This window comes from Fischerella sp. JS2, from assembly GCF_032393985.1.
Taxonomy (GTDB): domain Bacteria; phylum Cyanobacteriota; class Cyanobacteriia; order Cyanobacteriales; family Nostocaceae; genus Fischerella.
On record NZ_CP135918.1, the window covers coordinates 3,993,452 to 4,012,714 of the forward strand.

15 protein-coding genes are annotated in these 19,263 nt (G+C 40.1%); 14 read left to right on the forward strand and 1 reads right to left on the reverse strand.

The window, feature by feature from the left end:
- Nucleotides 1-274: 274 nt before the first annotated feature.
- The 14 genes from rimP (at nucleotide 275) to RS893_RS16985 (ending at nucleotide 18,286) form a co-directional block, all read left to right on the forward strand.
- Complete coding sequence (gene rimP, locus RS893_RS16920; protein WP_009458839.1) at nucleotides 275-736, forward strand: ribosome maturation factor RimP; 462 nt, start codon at nucleotides 275-277, stop codon at nucleotides 734-736.
- Nucleotides 737-979: 243 nt separating this feature from the next.
- Nucleotides 980-2,308, forward strand: coding sequence for a transcription termination factor NusA (nusA, locus tag RS893_RS16925; protein WP_315792001.1), 1,329 nt, complete (start codon nucleotides 980-982; stop codon nucleotides 2,306-2,308).
- Between the two features lie 15 nt (nucleotides 2,309-2,323).
- Nucleotides 2,324-2,599: a YlxR family protein gene (locus tag RS893_RS16930; RefSeq protein ID WP_315785635.1), complete on the forward strand. Its 276-nt coding sequence runs from the start codon at nucleotides 2,324-2,326 to the stop codon at nucleotides 2,597-2,599.
- A 421-nt stretch (nucleotides 2,600-3,020) separates the two neighbouring features.
- On the forward strand, nucleotides 3,021-6,164 hold the full coding sequence (gene infB, locus RS893_RS16935; RefSeq protein WP_315785638.1) for a translation initiation factor IF-2: 3,144 nt from the start codon (nucleotides 3,021-3,023) through the stop codon (nucleotides 6,162-6,164).
- Nucleotides 6,165-7,062: 898 nt separating this feature from the next.
- A complete protein-coding gene (locus RS893_RS16940; RefSeq protein WP_315785641.1) occupies nucleotides 7,063-7,260 on the forward strand; it encodes a hypothetical protein in 198 nt (65 codons plus the stop codon).
- 639 nt (nucleotides 7,261-7,899) lie between these two features.
- On the forward strand, nucleotides 7,900-8,655 hold the full coding sequence (locus RS893_RS16945) for a peptidylprolyl isomerase (RefSeq protein WP_315785645.1): 756 nt from the start codon (nucleotides 7,900-7,902) through the stop codon (nucleotides 8,653-8,655).
- A gap of 1,426 nt (nucleotides 8,656-10,081) precedes the next feature.
- Nucleotides 10,082-10,237: a hypothetical protein gene (locus RS893_RS16950; protein WP_315785647.1), complete on the forward strand. Its 156-nt coding sequence runs from the start codon at nucleotides 10,082-10,084 to the stop codon at nucleotides 10,235-10,237.
- 376 nt (nucleotides 10,238-10,613) lie between these two features.
- Nucleotides 10,614-13,688, forward strand: coding sequence for a peptidase domain-containing ABC transporter (locus RS893_RS16955; RefSeq protein WP_315785649.1), 3,075 nt, complete (start codon nucleotides 10,614-10,616; stop codon nucleotides 13,686-13,688).
- A 179-nt stretch (nucleotides 13,689-13,867) separates the two neighbouring features.
- The gene (locus RS893_RS16960; RefSeq protein ID WP_315785652.1) at nucleotides 13,868-15,400 is read left to right on the forward strand and encodes an HlyD family efflux transporter periplasmic adaptor subunit; all 1,533 of its coding nucleotides are present in this window, start codon (nucleotides 13,868-13,870) and stop codon (nucleotides 15,398-15,400) included.
- A gap of 131 nt (nucleotides 15,401-15,531) precedes the next feature.
- On the forward strand, nucleotides 15,532-16,314 hold the full coding sequence (locus RS893_RS16965) for a peptidylprolyl isomerase (RefSeq protein WP_315785655.1): 783 nt from the start codon (nucleotides 15,532-15,534) through the stop codon (nucleotides 16,312-16,314).
- 420 nt (nucleotides 16,315-16,734) lie between these two features.
- Nucleotides 16,735-16,920, forward strand: coding sequence for a hypothetical protein (locus tag RS893_RS16970; protein ID WP_315785658.1), 186 nt, complete (start codon nucleotides 16,735-16,737; stop codon nucleotides 16,918-16,920).
- A 255-nt stretch (nucleotides 16,921-17,175) separates the two neighbouring features.
- The gene (locus tag RS893_RS16975) at nucleotides 17,176-17,352 is read left to right on the forward strand and encodes a hypothetical protein (RefSeq protein ID WP_315785661.1); all 177 of its coding nucleotides are present in this window, start codon (nucleotides 17,176-17,178) and stop codon (nucleotides 17,350-17,352) included.
- A gap of 246 nt (nucleotides 17,353-17,598) precedes the next feature.
- On the forward strand, nucleotides 17,599-17,823 hold the full coding sequence (locus RS893_RS16980) for a hypothetical protein (RefSeq protein ID WP_315785664.1): 225 nt from the start codon (nucleotides 17,599-17,601) through the stop codon (nucleotides 17,821-17,823).
- 142 nt (nucleotides 17,824-17,965) lie between these two features.
- The gene (locus RS893_RS16985) at nucleotides 17,966-18,286 is read left to right on the forward strand and encodes a hypothetical protein (protein WP_315785667.1); all 321 of its coding nucleotides are present in this window, start codon (nucleotides 17,966-17,968) and stop codon (nucleotides 18,284-18,286) included.
- Between the two features lie 381 nt (nucleotides 18,287-18,667).
- On the opposite strand, the gene RS893_RS16990 is transcribed toward RS893_RS16985, so the two are convergent.
- Nucleotides 18,668-18,901 (reverse strand): hypothetical protein, encoded by a 234-nt coding sequence (locus RS893_RS16990; RefSeq protein ID WP_315785670.1) that lies wholly within the window; start codon nucleotides 18,899-18,901, stop codon nucleotides 18,668-18,670.
- Nucleotides 18,902-19,263 lie beyond the last annotated feature (362 nt).

Below are 19,263 nucleotides of genomic sequence, written 5' to 3' on the forward strand. Positions count from 1 at the left end.
AGTGTGAGGAGTCGAATAATAACTACTAACCACCAACTACTAACCAATGTAGAGACGTGCCATGGCACGTTTGGTACAACCACTAACTACTAACCACTAACAAACAACAAACAACAACCAACCACCAACAAATTACTTCTTGCTTCTCGCCTTTAAAAAAATACGCTACACTCAAAGAGAGGCGAATCAAGTTTGATTCGTCTAAAGACTTCTTGGAAGATATCCCTATCGCAGGAAGTGGGTAAACACCCACTTTTTTTGTTGGAATTGTCGCATGACTCATCCTTTAGTCCCACAAATTATTGATTTGGCCACACCAGTAGCAGAAGAACTGGAATTAGAGATCGTTGGGGTAGTTTTTCACACCAACCAACGTCCACCAGTTTTACGGGTGGACATTCGCAACCCACACCAAGACACTGGGCTGGATGATTGCGAACGGATGAGCCGCGCTTTAGAAGCAACTCTAGATGCGGCAGAAGTCATTCCAGATACCTATGTTTTGGAAGTATCCAGTCCTGGTATCTCCCGACAATTAACAACAGACAGAGAATTTATTTCCTTCAAAGGGTTTCCCGTGATAGTTTCCACCTCCCCGCCCTACGAGGGACAGCAAGAGTGGACTGGGCAATTAATTCGTCGGGATGAAACATCTGTTTATTTAAATCAAAAAGGTCGGGCGATCGCAATTCCCCTCACTCAAGTTACCAAAGTGCGGTTAGATGAGCGTCGATAGAAGAGGGGAAAGGGATTGGTGATTGGGGATCGATGATCGGGTATTGGGAAAAGACAAGGAAGACAAGGGGGACAAGGAAAGGGAGACAAGGAGGGTAGGGAGAATATTTTTGATAAATTCTCTGTTGTCTCCTACTCTCAGTGTCACCGCCTCTTCTTTCCCTAGTTTGGCTTGTCTCCATAATCCCCAGTGCTTAATCATCAGTCCCTGATCCCTAATTATTTAAGGAGATTGCTTATGTCAATGGTTAGTTTACCTGGTTTAAAAGAGTTAATTGAAAGTATAAGTAGAGAGCGTAATTTACCTCGGATAGCGGTACAATCAGCCATTAGAGAAGCGCTATTAAAAGGTTATGAACGTTACCGTCGCGCCCAAAATTTAGATCGCAAACAATTTGATGAAGATTACTTTGAAAATTTTGATGTCCAACTAGATATAGAAGAAGAAGGTTTTCGCGTCGTTGCTACTAAAACAATAGTTGAAGAAGTTAGTAACAATGACCATGAAATCGCCTTGCAACAAGTGCAAGACATGGGAGGCGAAGAAGCACAATTGGGTCAAGAAGTAGTACTAGATGTTACCCCAGATCAAGGAGAATTTGGCCGAATGGCAGCAATGCAAACCAAGCAAGTATTGGCGCAAAAGCTGCGGGATCAGCAACGGCAATTAATTCAAGAAGAGTTCCAAGATTTAGAAGGAACAGTTCTACAAGCTAGAGTATTACGGTTTGAGCGGCAATCGGTGATCCTAGCTGTGAGCAGTGGTTTTGGTCAGCCTGAGGTAGAAGCGGAATTACCTAAGCGTGAACAACTTCCTAACGACAATTATCGTATTGGTGCTACATTCAAAGTCTATTTAAAAAAAGTTTCTCAAGGTCAGCAACGCGGACCACAGCTATTAGTATCTCGGGCTGACGCTGGTTTGGTAGTTTATTTATTTGCCAACGAAGTGCCAGAAATTGAAGATGAAGTTGTACGCATTGTTGCAGTAGCACGGGAAGCTAACCCCCCATCCCGTCATGTGGGGCCTCGGACTAAAATTGCTGTAGATACTTTGGATCGGGATGTAGATCCGGTGGGTGCTTGTATTGGCGCCCGAGGATCGCGAATTCAAGTGGTAGTTAACGAATTGCGAGGTGAAAAAATTGATGTTATTCGCTGGTCTCCAGACCCTGCTACCTACATTGCCAATGCCTTGAGTCCAGCACGAGTAGATGAAGTGCGTCTGATGGATCCAGAAACTAGGCAAACTCACGTCCTGGTAGCAGAAGACCAACTCAGTTTAGCAATTGGTAAAGAAGGACAAAACGTCCGCTTGGCTGCTCGTTTAACTGGTTGGAAAATAGATATCAAAGACAAAGCTAAGTATGATCATGCAGCAGAAGATAGTAAATTTGCTGCTGCTAGAGCGAAATACGCCGCAGAACTTGAGGAAATGGAGGAGGAAGAATTAGACGAGGAGGAATTTAAAGATGAAAATCAACTAGAGTTAGAAGATGAATTAGACAACGAAATTGAAGACGAATTAGACAACGAAATTGAAGACGAACTTTACGATCGCGATGCACAATAGTTAAAACTTTATAAAATGAAACCAAACTATCGACGTTGTATTAGTTGTCGCAAAGTGGGTCTAAAAAATGAGTTTTGGCGGATTACCCGCGTCTTTCCTTCTGGGCAGGTACAATTAGATGAGGGCATGGGGCGTTCAGCCTATATTTGCCCTAACATGAGTTGTTTAAGTGCAGCTCAGAAAAAAAACAAACTCGGGCGATCGCTACATGCATCAGTGCCAGAAACACTGTATCAGACATTGTGGCAGCGCCTATCCCAAAGTAATCCCCCAAATCAAATCGAGCTTTAATTGCTTTGGCGGTAATCCCCAGAGGAATTGTGCCGACAGCCGCACCCCAAGCGCTATCGTCACACCCTCTATTATGCTCGTATTTAATGCCAAAATAGTAATAGGGTGTCTGGCAAATCGCTCTTTAATAACTAAGGGGGCGAAGCAACACTCCAAATATAGACTTACGCTCAATGTGTTGTGGAAGACTCAGAATCAGCAAAACAAAAACATAAAAAATTGCAATCTGGTAGCGCCCACGCGCAGTCCGGCGTCAACCATCGTTTTAGGTGGCGATGCCAGCCTTAAACCGATACATCTCTCTTTCCTGATTGGAGGCACCGGCAACAAAACGGCAACCTAAAAACAGTAATCAAAGGATGGAGATGTCGCAAAAGCTGGCATCCATCCGCTAAAACTGTAAATTAAAGGGGAAGAGTGGATGAACAACGGCAAAGTTAGAATCTACGAATTATCAAAGGAATTGAATTTGGATAACAAAGAGCTATTAGCAATTTGCGACCAGCTCAATATCGCGGTCAAAAGTCATAGCAGCACCATCACAGAATCCGAAGCAGAACGCATTCGTTCTCAAGCGGAAAAAGTGGCAGCTACGACGCACCAGATGTCAAAAAAAGATCATTATGGTGCAAGTAGTCATAAGCCAAATACAACACAAATACCATCTCGCAATCGACCAGCTGCATCCCAAAAACAAGAATTGTTAGAAATTCGCAAACCAAAACCACCTAAAAATAACTCCGGCAACGCCCTTGAGGCGTCAGCTGCTACCAATAGTCAATTTGCTTCTTCTGAAGTTAATCCTCTCTCACCCCCCAGACCTTTCGCCACACCAGTCTCATCCATGAAGCCGACGGCACCTATTCGACCTGTTTCCCGAAATCAGTCTGAGGCAACCCAAGAAACTGCTGTGACAGACGCAGACAAAACGCCCAAGTCAAACCAGCCCAAGGAGAAAATGGCAGCGGAAAAACCAGAACCAACTTCCCCTGCACCAAATAAGCCGAAACCAGAAAAACCCCAAAAACCACAACTGGTTGCTCCACCCACAAGGCCTGCTGCGGATAAACCTGAATCCACACCCCAGCCTCATCAACCAGAAAGACCTATCCTGAAGCGCGATCGCGATCAGGCTCGAGACCAGGTCAAAGGTAAGGGAAAACCACAGCCTGCCACAAATGTAGAGGCTGGACAAACCACTCAACAGCCACCTAGACCAGCGCGTCCAGTCCCGGGACAACCAAAGTCGGAGCAAAAAGGCAATAAAGGAGTCGCCGTTGCAGGAGATACCCCAAGACCCAAGCTGCCAACACGTCCAACTCCCGTACCAGCAGCAGTAGGACCACAAAAACCTGGATCGGTATCACCAGTAAAACCACAAATAGTCGACGAGGTAGAAACAGAGACAGAAGACGACACTCCAGAAATCATCGAACTCAAGCGTCCCACACCTCCACGCCAACCAAAAACAGGTAAAAAATGGCAGCCAGAAGAAGAAATTGACGAAGTCAAAGAATCTGGTAAGGCTAAAGTCGGCGCTAAAGGCAAACGTGTCAAGCCTATTGTCGATGACGAGGACTTTGAAGAAGATTTCCTTGATGATGAAGATGCAGATCTAGCTGCTGCTGCTGTAGCCATCAGTAATGCGATCGTCCGTCCACCCAAACCGAAAACTGGCAAACCAGCACAGCCTGCTGCTGTGGTCGCCGCTCCGAAACCAACCAAAAAAGCCCCTGCTGCGGCTCGCGACCAACAACGTCGCCCACAGGAACAAAAACGTGAACGTCCTGAAAAACTAATTGTCACAGGCACGATGACCGTGCAAGAGTTGGCAGATGCCTTGGCGGTTGCCGACACAGAAATCGTCAAGATTCTGTTCCTCAAGGGCATGGCGGTGAGTATTACTCAAAGTTTGGATATTCCCACGATTACTTTAATCGCCAACGAACTAGGCACAGAAGTCGAAACCCAACAACCAGAAGCTGAAGCCCGTAAAGTCACAGAAATGATCGACGTGGCAGACCTGGAAAACCTCCAGAGACGCCCACCAGTAGTGACAATTATGGGTCACGTAGACCACGGTAAAACTACCTTGCTCGATTCCATTCGCAATACCAAGGTAGCTGCCGGGGAAGCAGGCGGTATTACACAACATATCGGTGCTTACCACGTAGACGTAGAACATGGCGGCAAAGTCCAGCAAGTAGTATTTTTAGATACACCTGGTCACGAAGCCTTTACAGCTATGCGGGCGCGGGGAGCGCGGGTTACAGACATTGCCATTTTAGTTGTGGCAGCTGATGATGGCGTCCGTCCCCAAACAATTGAAGCCATTAGCCACGCTAAAGCCGCAGGAGTGCCTATTGTTGTTGCAATTAACAAAATTGACAAAGAAGGCGCTCAACCAGACCGAGTTAAGCAAGAACTGACTAATTACGGTCTGACTCCAGAGGAATGGGGCGGTGATACAATCATGGTTCCTGTAAGTGCGATCAAAGGCGAAAATCTGGATACGCTACTTGAGATGATCCTGTTGGTCGCAGAAGTCGAAGAACTGTCTGCTAACCCTGATCGTTCTGCCAAGGGAACGGTGATTGAAGCTCACCTTGATAAAGCCAAAGGCGCGGTTGCAACTCTGTTAGTGCAGAATGGTACACTGCGGGTAGGCGATATCCTTGTAGCGGGCTCGGTATTTGGTAAAGTGCGGGCCATGATCGATGACCGAGCAAGAAAAGTAGAAGCTGCGACTCCTTCTTTTGCTGTTGAGGTACTCGGTTTAGGTGACGTGCCAGCAGCTGGAGATGAGTTTGAGGTCTTCCAAAACGAAAAAGAAGCACGGGCACTCGCTAATGACCGCGCTGAGAAACAGCGTCAATCCCGTCTCATGCAAGGCCGCGTCACATTGGCTGCGATTTCAGCTCAAGCTCAAGAAGGCGAGTTGAAAGAACTCAACTTGATCCTCAAGGCAGACGTCCAAGGCTCAGTCGAGGCCATCGTGGGATCGCTGAAGCAAATTCCGCAAAACGAAGTCCAAATCCGCTTGCTGTTGGCTGCTGCTGGGGAAATTACCCAGACAGATATTGATCTGGCCGCTGCTAGTGGAGCTGTGATCATTGGCTTCAACACCACTTACGCTAGTGGTGCTAGACAAGCTGCTGATGAAGCTGGCGTAGATGTACGAGAATACAACATCATCTACAAGCTTCTAGAAGACATCCAAGGTGCTTTGGAAGGTCTGTTAGAACCAGAGTTAGTAGAAGAACCTCTGGGTCAAGCAGAAGTACGTGCTGTCTTCCCTGTTGGTCGCGGAGCTGTTGCTGGTTGTTATGTCCAATCTGGCAAACTGGTTCGTAACTGCAAGGTGCGAGTACGTCGTGGCGGCAAAGTTGTCTACGAAGGAATTCTGGATTCGCTTAAACGCATGAAAGAAGATGCCCGCGAGGTCAACACAGGATTTGAGTGCGGTGTCGGCATCGACAAATACAGCGACTGGACAGAAGGCGACATCATCGAAGCCTACCAAATGGTGACTAAGCGTCGTACCCTCTCGGCAGCAGCGAGATAATACAGTGGCTGGGAGAAGAAGTGAACACTTCGTATCTGGGCTAAACACCGGACATGGAAAGTTGATGGCAAAACTATCCATGTCAAACCCATATGTATCAAATCTTTCTCTGGCTTGATCACCTTTTCCCAAGCCAGAACTACAATCTAACTAGTTCAGTAATAAAAATTAATTTTATTAAATTTATAAACTTCCATTTATACTATCTTGAAAATAAGGCAGAGGGCAGAAGGCAGAAGAGGTAAGAATTTTCATGGCAATGTTTGTCTATCAACGTTCATGATTGACTATCTTGAAAATAGGGTGTGGGGGATTAACAAGTACAAACAAGCAAATAAAAAGTAAAAAGAAAGTATTTTTCTTGTGCCTTTTAACTTTTGCTTTGTTTGGTAATGGTGTATAAATATTCATATTTTCATACACTCGTTATGGGATTTTATTTTGATTGCCTGTATTAAAAATACGGAACTCTCAATAGGGAACAGTTGTAGGTATGCCCCTGTGGGAATCTGGCTTGGTAGTAATGATGATTAACTTAAATTAGAAGATGTTACGTTTACATTTTAATTTTACAGTAGCAAATTTTACCAAAAGTTTTATCAATTTTTGCGTAAGTCCTGTGATTAAAATCATTTTGCTGTTTTCAGTAATATCATTTTTTTCAGCAACTTACTGTAAGCATAACGTCGCTTTTAGTCACAAATGAAACAGAATTTGCTGCCATAGAAGTATTAGCCTTAATAACAGGTTTGGTAATGTTTCACAATTATAGGAGTGCAGGCGAGATTACCTTTTAACCTTTCCTACAAAAGTGTATCTACTTAATTTTTAAGAGGTATACATAATTAAGGATGTAAATAAGTCTACCAATTAAACTAAAACTAAGGACAAAAAACCTATGGCTCTAATTCAAACTTCTAGCGATCGCCAATTTTCTCATAATCCTCAAATTTGGACTCATTTAAAGAATGCGATCGCCGCTAGTTCTGGTTTCCAACGTTGGTTGTTGGAACGTGATACTCAATTCCAAAAACTTAGCTTGGAACAGCAGGTACAACGATATCTACGAGAAACTTTAGAAAATTTAGCTTACTGAAATATACCGCTTGTGGTTCTCCTAAATAGCACAACTATCTTTTGCTATTCTCCCCTAACTAAAGATGTGTGTACATGACAAAAATCCTTTGCCTCAAAAGGTATATAGATACATAAACTGCCCTATCTTGTAAGCAGGGGAAATATGTATGAAAATTTGCGGCGTTTTCTACAATTAGAGTTTATCTTTTTCGAGATAAAAATTTACTCAGTAGAAAGCCAGTTTTTTAATGCTCAATTAAGTCTCTTGATGAGATGTTTTTAATTATAATTTTGTGTTTATTTATCTTCAAATGACTTCAAAGTATATAAGTTACAGGACTTACACAAAACATAATGATGCGTAGCGGTAATTCATGAATTACTGCCAAAAACCTTTATATGTAAAATGTTTTAATTAACTTACCTTAAGCCCGTTCAGGATTTGAAATTCACACTTGTGAATTTCAAATTCCATAGGCGTGTAGCGTCTTTTTTAGGTACTGTTAATTCCAAATTAAATCGGAGTCCTTTCTTTTTCTACGGTTTAAAGATAATAATGCAGAAACTATGTATCTTCACTTATTATCTCTTCTTCTGCCTTCTCCTTAGGGCTGATAAGTGTAAATATTTCGCAATCTAAAATCCGTCTTGAAAAGCTATGACTGATATTTCTCAAATAGGTATTTCTCCTGAGGAAATTATTAACTACCTCAAAAGTGAAATGAGTTTGAGGGAAGTATGTCAAAAAATTTTATATCAAAGAATTATAGACAATGCCGCCCAAGAGAGGGGCATAATTGTAACTACAGAAGAAATTGAAATTGAGGCAGACTGCCAACGTCGTAAACAGCGTTTAGAAAAAGCTGTAGATACATTAACATGGTTGGCTAAGCAACTTGTTAGTCCTTATGATTGGGAAATTGGAATTCGCAACCAATTGCTAGCGCCAAAACTCGCACAAACACTCTTTGCTAAAGAGGTAGAAAAATTTTTTAACCAAAATCGTCAAGAATTCGAGCAAATAGTTCTTTATCAAATAATAGTGGTATGTAAAAAACTCGCTCAAGAACTTTATTACCAAATTGAAGAAGGTGAAATTAGTTTTTATGAAGCGGCTCACATTTATGATATTGATGAGCATCGTAGACAAAAATGTGGCTATGAAGGGAAAATATATCGTTGGGCTATCCAACCAGATATAGCTGAGTTTGTATTTGAGAGTCCTCCTAAACACTTAATTGGTCCATTGAAAAGTGAACAAGGCTACCATATTTTGATGGTTGAAGAAGTGATAGCAGCAGAATTAACGCCTCAAAGATATAACGAAATTATCAATAATATGTTTCAACAGTGGTTGGCTAGTGAAGCACAGTATTTATTAAATTGTTATGAACTAGATGTAGATACATTTTAGATTCATTTGAGATATATTATAGATACACAAAATTATTTTTTGAAGTTGTATTTTTTTGATACACTAAATTTAATTATTTGCCAGATAAACACTGAGATTACATGGTGATAGTCATATTGAAACGAGTCAAATCTAAAATATCTCCGTCTTGATTTCGACTAAAGTGACAAAAAAAATAAAAAATATTCAAAATTAAGAATTAAAGCAACTTTGCTAAACGAGAGTTTTGTTTTTAGGCTTTAATATCTTCTTCTTTAATTTTTTGAAAATCTCTGAAATCTTATTTCATAAAGCTAATTTTTGAAGAATTGATAAAGAAATAATGCAATAAGAAGCAAGTCTTGTAAATTTCATAAAAATATGTTGAAAAATTATATATATATACAGAATAATTGTAGTGGCTAAGAACTATTGGTTGAGATTGAATTAATGATCGCAGTATTTTAGTCAAAGACTCCATTCTATCAATATAATTTCTAGATTTTGACAACACTTTGGCTAATAATACAGTTTTCAACAACTTAGTGACATCACAAAGTACTAGTTAAAGATAGCAAACATGTATAACTTTGAAAAATCATACTTTTGCACAACATTAACTTTTTAGGAAAATGTTGTGTTGCATTTTACTAAAAAGGATCTTTTGTTAGGTAATTCAGTCTTTTGATAGATTACTAGGAAAGTCTTGAAACACAAAAATAGGGGTTGCAATGGTTCTATAAATATTATTTCGATTCTCAACTTTTTCGCCTAAGCTAGGGCAAATTCTCTCGCTAACTAGCGATAGCACTTAGACACCCATACTTCTACAAAACAGACAGACTCTTGTTAGAATTGGGTAAACTTCGATGCAATAGCATTTTTGACAAAGATGCTTGTTGCCGTCATAAATCATTTGTCATTAGTAAATATTAAGTTCTAATGGCTAATGATAAATGGCGTGAAGTTCCAAACGGAAGCTCATAAGATCGACTTGGATTTAAATCGTAGTCAACCTTGTGCAGTACCATATACCAAGTGAACATTTCAAAGAGCTAGAAATGATTTTGAAGTTACTGTTGTCTTTGAAGTTTACAACAGCCATGCTTTTTGCTTACATGTTCAAGGTTATGTTCTATCACCTGTCAGTTCAGCATCGATGTCTTCTAGTAGCGACATCTTAAAATTAAGATTTTGCTTAGTTAACATCATCCGTAAGTAACATGATGAGCTAATTCATTGGAGATCAGCCTCGTAATTCTACAACTTATATCTAGCTTGAAAATGGGTGTAGGGGTGTAGGAGGAGTCATATTTTCATGCTCTTTGTATGATTGTTCATATTACCGTCTTGCACCGACTTTTGGACTTGCCAATAAATAGATTTCAAGTGACTGCTAACTTAGCTTTTTAGAGCTAACTAATTTTGCAGCTGTGAAAACTTGATCATGAGGATTGCAAAAACAGCCAAAGTGGATTTGTGTATCTGCATTTTGTTCTTGAGCAATAATTACTTGATGGCACAAGAAAGCGAATTTATCCGTGCAGTCAATCCAAAATCTGTCTTGAAAAGCTTTGAAGTTCCCTCGGGGACTGCTTTGTAGACGCGCTTTACACGGTGAGCCAGCGACTCTTACGCAGGGGGTTCCTCCCCCAACCCCAAAGGGGACCCCGAGTTCCCATGAGCGATTGCCGTAGACGCGCTTTACTCGGCTTCTGTAAAGTAAGGGTTTCCCTGCATAAAATAAAGCATGTGGCGTGAAACCTCCGCACCCTTACAGGAAGCCACTACTCTCCCTTGAAGCTGCTACGTGTCTACGCGTCTACAAACTTTTCGCAAAATCTAAAATTGTTTGACAGCAACTAGCAATAATTATGATATCTCAGTACAGTCAACATCTTGGTAAGTATTACAATTTACGACTCGCCATGCTTTTTTGAGGCTGGTATCCAAAAAAATTCATTGCTGGAGGTGAGCGGGTGTTATCTGTGTTTTCTGAGCAACAACTAGTCGCTCAACAACTCACCATAACTTTCGGTGAGATGCTCTCAACAAAGGAATTAGAGGACTGTTTGGCGGCAGTAGAAATTATAGAACCATCTGTAGCAAAGCAGTTTTGGCAAGCCACAGAAGCTGAAGCTGGAATTTATATGATCATGGCAGGTAAAGTTAGACTGCTAGATAGCTGTGATAATTTGATCGCTACTCTGACAAAAGGGGAAACATTCGGTGAAATGACCCTGTTTCCCACAGCAGAATTCCAGCCATATGTAGCTAGAGCTTCCCATCGCTTAAAATTGTGCTTCATCGGGGGTGAAATACTGCAAGGATTGATGCATAGTTCTCCTCAAATCCGCGATCGCCTTTATCAAAAAGCAGAAATTTGGGATTTGTTGGTTGATTATAGCCAAAACTCTTCACAGCTTCAGATATCTGTGCCAGAAATGTTCAAAGTTTTATCTTTATGTGAACGGCACAGTTTGGAAATTGGCTCCCTACCTGTAGAACTATACCAAGATCAGCAATTGTGGCTACTTTATCAAGGAGAACTGCTAGATACTGATGGTCAAAAGGTAACTAAAGGAGATGTTTGTGTTCCCAAAACACAAACTAGCTGGCAAGCAGTTGCACCGACAATTATCTACTGTCTCAAAAGTCATAATTGGCAAACAGCACTGCATCACTGGCCACAGCTAGAAATATTTGACGGTTCGCACTCAACACAAATTGACATTCATGAGGAAAAAATACCGCCAGTAAATAAACCCGAACGCCACAGAAAAATTATTCCCTTTCCTGGATCAGAAACATCTACAAAACAATTAAAACCAGACCGAACAAGACAACGCCCTTATTTTCCCAGTCCGACAGTGCAAATGGGACACTGGTGGGGACGTCTTATCCGTCGCTATCCCTTTTATGCCCAACAAAGCGCTTCTGATTGTGGTGCAGCTTGCTTAGTAATGATTGGTAGCTATTGGGGCAAACACTTTAGTGTGAATCGTCTGCGCGATATGACTAACGTCAGCCGTAGTGGCGCATCTCTACGCGCGATTGCCACAGCCGCAGAAAGCCTCGGTTTTGTTACTCGGCCTGTGAAAGCCAGTTTTGATAAATTGACTGAGCAACCTCTACCTGCAATTGTTCACTGGGAAGGCAAGCATTTTATCGTCGTCTATGAAATGACGAAAAAGCGTGTGATTGTGGGTGATCCTGCCATCGGTCAACGCACCCTCACCCCCAAGGAATTTCAAGCGGGTTGGACTGGTTATGCATTGTTGCTGCAACCTACAGCCCTACTCAAAGAAGCCAAAAACGAAACTACTAGCCTGTGGAAGTTTTTTGAGTTAGTTAAACCTCACCATAAGGTACTGTTAGAAGTCTTCATCGCTTCAGTCTTGATTCAGTTATTTGGATTGGTAACACCAGTGTTCACGCAGTTGTTACTAGACAGAGTGTTAGTACAACGCAGCGTTACCACCTTAAATGCGATCGCTTTAGGGATGATCATTTTTGGCTTATTCCGGGTGGTGATGACCGGAGTACGGCAGTACTTGCTGGATCATACTGCTAACCGCGTTAGCCTTGCCTTACTTGTAGGGTTTATCAAACATACCTTCCGTTTACCCCTCTCGTATTTTGAATCCCGTTATGTCGGGGACATCGTCTCCCGCGTCCAAGAAAACGAAAAGATTCAGCGCTTCCTGACTGGTCAGACATTATCTATCTTGCTGGATTTGCTGACATTGGTAATCTATCTGGGCATGATGTTCTGGTATAGCTGGCGCATGGCGTTGTTTGTATTGTTCACTGTACCGCCATTTTTTATCTTGGCACTGGCTAGCACTAGTATCTTACGCCGTATCTCTAGAGAGATTTTTAATGCTGGGGCAGAAGAAAACAGCTATCTCATCGAATCCTTGACAGGAATTCGCACTGTACGCTCATTGGCAATAGAACAGACGGTACGCTGGCGTTGGGAAGAACTGCTGAACAAATTAATCAGAAAAGCCTTTAATGCTCAGGTAATCGGCAATCGTCTCTCGGTGATTACTGGTGTCATTGAAACCTTTGTGAATACCGCTTTACTCTGGTACGGAGCATTGTTAGTTATTAACCAAGAACTCACTATTGGGCAGTTAATTGCTTTCAATATGCTTGTAGGTAACGTAATCAGTCCTTTTCAAAGGCTTTCACTGCTATGGAATGAATTACAGGAAATTGTTATTTCCACCGAACGTATTAATGATGTCTTAGAAGCAGAACCAGAAGAAGACTTACAAAATAAACCTCGTAAATCATTGGGTAGTCTACGTGGCTATATTCGTTTTCAAAATGTTACCTTTCGCTATCACCCAGAAAGTGAGACTAACGTTTTAGAAAATATCAACTTTGAAATCCAGCCAGAACAAATGGTAGCTGTGGTAGGACGCAGTGGTTCTGGAAAAACGACCCTTAGCAAATTAATTTTGGGTTTATATCCACCTACCGATGGCAAAGTATTCATTGATGGTCAAGATGTCACTAGTATTTCTTTGCGATCGCTTCGTTCTCAAGTTGGTGTTGTAGATCAAGATACCTTTCTCTTTGGTGGCACTATCCGCGAAAACATTGCCATAGCTCATCCAAATGCTTCTTTGGAAGAAATTATCCAAACAGCACAAATGGCTGGAGCAGATGAATTTATCCGGCAGTTGCCATTGGGTTATGAAACCCAAATCGGTGAAGGTGGTGGAATGCTCTCTGGTGGACAACGCCAACGTCTAGCAATCGCCCGTGCTTTACTGGGAAATCCTCGCTTGTTGCTGTTGGATGAAGCTACTAGTCACCTAGATGCAGAATCAGAACGCATTATTCAAAACAATCTCAAAACCATTCTCAAAGAACGCACGAGTATTATCATTGCTCATCGCCTTTCTACTGTCCGCAACGCTGACTTAATTCTGGTTTTGGATCGCGGCTTATTAGTAGAAAGCGGTACTCATGACGAACTCATCGCCAAAAAAGGTCACTACTACTACCTGAATCAACAACAACTATCTCTAACAGGTTGATTGTTGGTTGTTGTTTGTTGATGGGTAGATTCTGACCTCCTAATTCTTATACAAATTTGAAAAATGACTGCGACAGATGGAAATCTGAAACGTTTATCCAATAAATGTTTCACGAGCCAAAATCCAAAATCCAAAATCCAAAATTGTATTACTTCCTTACATCTCTAGAGAACACAACCATGCCACATCCATACACTAATTCCTCATCTGCACTGGCCGATGAACGGGATGAGAAGCAAAGCTACTCACAAGCCCAGGAATTTACGACCGTTAAAGAGCAGACTAAAGATTGGCATTATGCTACGGAAGAACTGCTAGATGCCTTACCCAAAATTTGGACTCGTGGTGTTCTGTATGTACTGTTAGGTTTTACTGCTCTTGCCTTACCTTGGTCAGTACTTGCCAAAGTAGATGAGACTGGTGATGCTAGAGGACGTATAGAACCTCAAGGTTCAACGCAGAAATTAGATGCCTTGGTAAGTGGCAGTGTGAAGGCTGTCAAGGTCAAGGAAGGTGATACTGTCCAAGCTGGGCAGATTCTGCTGGAACTTGACTCTAATATTTTGCAAACCGAACTCCAAGAAGCTCAAGAAAAACTAACTGGATTGCTCAATCAACGGTTGCACTTTGATGTCATCAAAAACCAACTCCAGTTGGCACTGAGTGTTCAGAAGCAACAAAACCAATCTCAAGCTTTAGAAAAACTATCCCAAGTGAACCAGGCTAAACAAGACCTGGAAGCAAAACAGAGTCTTTATAACCTACAAAAGTTAGAAAAACTGGCATTACTCAACCAAGCACAACAACAAATTAACACAAGTCACAATGATCTGAAATCGGCTGAAGGACGTTTGAGTATAGATTCCAGAATTGTTGATCGCTTTAGTAAGTTGTTGCAGGATGGTGCAGTTTCCATAACTCAAATTGACCAACTTAAAAAAGAGCAACAGGAAAGTAAGCAACTATATCAAAAGGCTCAATCTGATGTAAAACAAGCCAAATTGCGCTTAGCGGAAGAACAGAGTCGTTATCAAGCAACTATAAATCAGTTAGAGTCGGAGATTAAGCAAGCAAAACTCAGGTTACAACAGGAGCAAAGCAATTATCAAAGCTTATTGCAAGCTGGTAAATTGGCAATTCTCAAAAATCAGCAACAACTCAAAGACCTGCAAACACAAATCACTACCTTAGAATCTCAAATTGCTCAAGGCAGAAGTCAGATCACATCTTTAAGGTTACAGTTACAGCAACGAATAGTGCGATCGCCTATTAATGGCACAATTTTTGAATTGCCAGTCAGCAAGCCAGGGGCGGTAGTACAACTTGGTCAAAGAGTAGCCCAAATTGCACCCAAAAATACGCCTTTCATAATTAAAGCCCAGATGCCTAGCCAGCACAGTGGCTTTTTGAAGGTGGGAATGCCAGTCAAAATCAAGTTTGATGCTTATCCTTTCCAAGAGTATGGCATTGCCCAAGGTAAAGTGACTTGGATATCTCCCGACTCAAAAGTTAGTCAAACACCTCAAGGTCAACAAGAAAGCTTTGAGTTAAATATTGCTTTAGATCAGCAGTATCTCCAAAATGGCAACCAACGTATTCCGTTAACTGCTGGTCAGACAGCAACCGCAGAAGTCATTATTCGTCAACGGCGTGTGATTGATTTTGTCTTATATCCATTCCAGCGACTGCAAAAAGATGGTTTGAAGCTTTAGTCATAGGTCATAGATCATTGGTCATTGGTCATAGTCATGGGTCGTTGGTGATTGGTCGGGTCATTAATTATTAGACAAGGGACAAAGGACAAATAACAAAGGACGAATCACAAGATTAGAGGGATTGCATCATGCTTAAGCATCTGACCATTACTTGTTCAGACATTATTCATGACATCAAACTTTCGTGCCAATTTCCTGAGGTTGTGGAGGCGATCGCATCTCAAAAAATCATTACTGAAGCAGCTAAGGAAGCTGGTATTCAAATCGAGAAAGCAGAACTACAACAACAAGGAGATAAACTGCGTTTAGAGAAGAAACTCATCAAAGCAAAAGATACTTGGGCATGGCTCAAAAAACATCATCTCTCTTTAGATGAATTTGAAGAATTAATTTACAATCAAGTTCTCTCCAACAAGTTAGCCAATCATTTCTTTTCGACTCATGTCGAAAAGTTATTTTACCAAAATCAATTAGAATACGTTGCTGCTGCCACTTATGAAGTCATCGTTGAAGATAGAGACTTGGCTTTAGAACTATTTTTTGAGATAGAAGAAGGCGAAATCAGTTTTTCTGATATCGCTCGTCAGTATATTCAAGAACCAGAATTACGTCGTGCTGGTGGATATCAGGGAGTTCGACGTCGCCGCGAATTTCGTCCAGAAATTGCAGCTGCTGTGTTTGCAGCAACTCCACCTCAAATTCTTAAACCAATTACAACTCCTAAGGGAGTGTATTTAATTTGGGTTGAAGAAATTATTCAACCCCAATTAGATGATGAATTACGCCAGCAAATCATTTCGGAATTATTTTCTGATTGGCTAAAACAAAAAATCAATAGCATGGATATTGTGATTGAGTTAGACAAAGATATAAATATGCAATCACAAAACGAAGTACCAAAACAAGCTTAACTTTGCTATTTCTCAACATTCAAATAATCATTTAATAATTCCTATTGCAGTCTAAAAATGGGTAGATATGATTTACCAAAACTATATATTTAAAAAAATAGTTTTGAATAAAATGTATGTAGTTAATCAGGATAAAAGTTAAAAATAAGCTTAATAAACTGGTGAAATCTATATAAAATCCACTTTATAGACGATAAAAATAAACTTTGTCGTCCATTTTTTCTTCTTTATTTTCTACTGCTTTTATTCATATCAAAAAATTATTATTTTTCAAAAAATACTAGAATTTCAATTACTTATTTTTATTGTAAAATCTCTAAAATAACCGTCTTTTTTTCTAATAGTAAGCTAAAGTAAAAGAGTAACTAAACAACATAGATTTGGTTACTGAAAACGATGAATTAATTCCCAGGAGAAACCATGAATATCTCTGATCTCAATCACATCGAAGCTGTTGAATCAAGTAAAGTGATTGGCGGCGGTTACGACTACGACTATTACGATAAGGACGACTGCGACTACGGTAAGAAAAAGTTCCGTAATGTTGCGATTGCAACTTCTGTTGCTGTAGCTGGCGACCGGAAGTTCTACAAGTCCGACTGGTAAGGTTATCAAAAATGTAATCAATCAAAAATAGATTGGTTACTAACACGATGTCTTTTAAAGGCAAACTGAATTCACACTCGACGATGGTTGCAATTACGCACCAGGTGCTGTAACGAGTGTCTAAAGGAAAATTACAATTTTCCTTTAGACTTCCTGGACGAACTTAGCCTAATAGCAAATTATATAAGTCCAGAACTTTTCAAACATTCTTGAAATCACAGCAAAAAACGATTAATAAATTCCCAGGATAAATCCATGATTATCTCTGATCTTAATCACATCGAAACTGTTGAATCTAATCAAGTTATTAGTGGTGGTTGTGGCCATAAATACAAAAAGCGTAATGTTGCAGTTGCAGTTGCAGTTGCTGTAGCCGGTGATCGTAAGAAGAACGACTACGACGACTATAACGACGGCTACAAATATTACTAAAAATCTAACCAATCTATTTCTGATTGGTTACTAATAGGATGTCTGTTAAAGTCAAACTGAATTTACACTCGGTGATGTTTGCAATTGCATACCAGGCGCTGTAACGAGTGTCTAAAGGAAAATCGTAATTTTCCTTTAGACTTCCTGGACGAACTTAGCTTAGTAGCGAATTATATGAGTCCAAAACTTTTCAGACATCCTTGAAATCACAGCAAAAAACGATTAATAAATTCTCAGGAGAAAACCATGATTATTTCTGATCTCAATCACATCGAAGCTGTTGAATCTAATCAAGTAATTGGTGGTGGTTGCTGTAAGTACAAAGACTACGACAAGTGCGATAAGTACGACGATTGCGGTGGATATGGCAAGAAAAAGTTCCGTAATGTTGCAATTGCAACTTCTGTTGCTGTAGCCGGCGATCGTAAGTTCTACAAGAAGGACGACAAAGACTACTTCAAATATTATTAAAAATGTAACCAATCTATTTTTGATTGGTTACTAACTCAAAGTCAAACCTTGTTGCACTCCAAATAAGTACTCTTGTTAATTTCACTGAAAGCTTCTTGACGCTTTCAGCGAACTACCTCATCTTGCAAAGGAGGATGTAGTTATGAGTGGATTGAAAATTGCTGATCTAAGTTTTTACGAAACTGAGATTGATAATGATCTACAAATCCAAGGTGGTTTAATAGACCCTACATTTATGAGCTACATATCAGATGTTTTTTGGGATGATTTGGCTGAGTTTGATCAGTATTCAGGAGAGCGTTCTTTGGAAAAGAAAACAACAGATAAGTTTGGAATCAAGCATAAAATTTCAGCAAAGAAAACTAAAAATAGCAAAGTTGTAGCCAATGTAGCACAAGGTACTAAGAATGGTGTAACATACTCTGGAAGTACAGCAATAGCAACATCATCAGGAGAGTTATAGAACTCCTATTTTAGCCGTAGGAGAGTGTTAATTATAGTTAAATGCTGAGGTGTGCGGGGGAAAATCCTAAAAATCAGTAAAATGTTGTATCCATCCATGACATTTGCGATCGCTAACAAAATCTCTGATCACTTAATTCCACAATTGGGCAGAAGTAATTCTGCCCAATTTTAATAGTTTAATAGTAATAAATATTCCTAGTTTAAGCTATTAAATATCTGATTTATATAAAAAATCCCTTGTATTGGTCAAAAACAAGGGAATATCTAAAAAATCAACTATTTGAACATAAGTTACTAAAAACCAATTTTTTTATGCTTATTAAAAGCATTGCTGAAATGAGTGAGTCAGCCAGACTTATTTATCTAAAACTACATCAATTCACTTTGATTCTGCAAAACTTACTCTCATCTCCATGTTCTGATCGTTATTTTTTAAACTGTTGTTAGATGTGTTGGTGTTATCTCCCATAGCAAATACGTTACTGCTTGGTAATTCAAAATCATAATTATCAAAATTAGTATTTGTATTGCCATTAGGAGTAGTCGATACACCACCAATGATGATGTCTGTAAATTCTACTAGTTCACAAAAATTTAGGTCAGCAACAATCATGTTTATTCCCTCCAAAAAATATGTTTTTTGCTTCCAGCTTTATGTTAACAAACAAATCAAATTATATTCTTTTTGATTTAAAAATAAAATCAAATATTTACATAATTATGAATTTTTCAATTAGAAATATTTGAAAAATAAATATGTATTTTAAATGTCATCTTAAAAGAACTACATCAGTTTTCTACATTCTGTGGAATAGGTTAATTTACATTTTGCACCTGTCCAATTATTAGCCCAAAAACTAAATTTTTGGGCTAATAGCTTAAGTTAGCTTTAGCTAATACCGTTTCATTAGACCTCTTGCAAAAATATTTTTGACCCCACTCTAACCCTAAGCGGGATCGGGGCTACACACAAGT

Bases quoted from the DNA above. Each gene is read 5' to 3' on its own strand.
- RS893_RS16930 (WP_315785635.1), top strand. From the start codon at position 2,324: ATGAAACCAAACTATCGACGTTGTATTAGTTGTCGCAAAGTGGGTCTA.
- RS893_RS16980 (WP_315785664.1), top strand. From the start codon at position 17,599: ATGATTATTTCTGATCTCAATCACATCGAAGCTGTTGAATCTAATCAA.
- RS893_RS16970 (WP_315785658.1), top strand. From the start codon at position 16,735: ATGAATATCTCTGATCTCAATCACATCGAAGCTGTTGAATCAAGTAAA.
- rimP (WP_009458839.1), top strand. From the start codon at position 275: ATGACTCATCCTTTAGTCCCACAAATTATTGATTTGGCCACACCAGTA.
- RS893_RS16940 (WP_315785641.1), top strand. From the start codon at position 7,063: ATGGCTCTAATTCAAACTTCTAGCGATCGCCAATTTTCTCATAATCCT.
- RS893_RS16950 (WP_315785647.1), top strand. From the start codon at position 10,082: ATGAGGATTGCAAAAACAGCCAAAGTGGATTTGTGTATCTGCATTTTG.
- RS893_RS16985 (WP_315785667.1), top strand. From the start codon at position 17,966: ATGAGTGGATTGAAAATTGCTGATCTAAGTTTTTACGAAACTGAGATT.
- RS893_RS16990 (WP_315785670.1), bottom strand. From the start codon at position 18,901: ATGATTGTTGCTGACCTAAATTTTTGTGAACTAGTAGAATTTACAGAC.
- RS893_RS16965 (WP_315785655.1), top strand. From the start codon at position 15,532: ATGCTTAAGCATCTGACCATTACTTGTTCAGACATTATTCATGACATC.
- RS893_RS16975 (WP_315785661.1), top strand. From the start codon at position 17,176: ATGATTATCTCTGATCTTAATCACATCGAAACTGTTGAATCTAATCAA.
- RS893_RS16960 (WP_315785652.1), top strand. From the start codon at position 13,868: ATGCCACATCCATACACTAATTCCTCATCTGCACTGGCCGATGAACGG.
- nusA (WP_315792001.1), top strand. From the start codon at position 980: ATGGTTAGTTTACCTGGTTTAAAAGAGTTAATTGAAAGTATAAGTAGA.
- RS893_RS16945 (WP_315785645.1), top strand. From the start codon at position 7,900: ATGACTGATATTTCTCAAATAGGTATTTCTCCTGAGGAAATTATTAAC.
- infB (WP_315785638.1), top strand. From the start codon at position 3,021: ATGAACAACGGCAAAGTTAGAATCTACGAATTATCAAAGGAATTGAAT.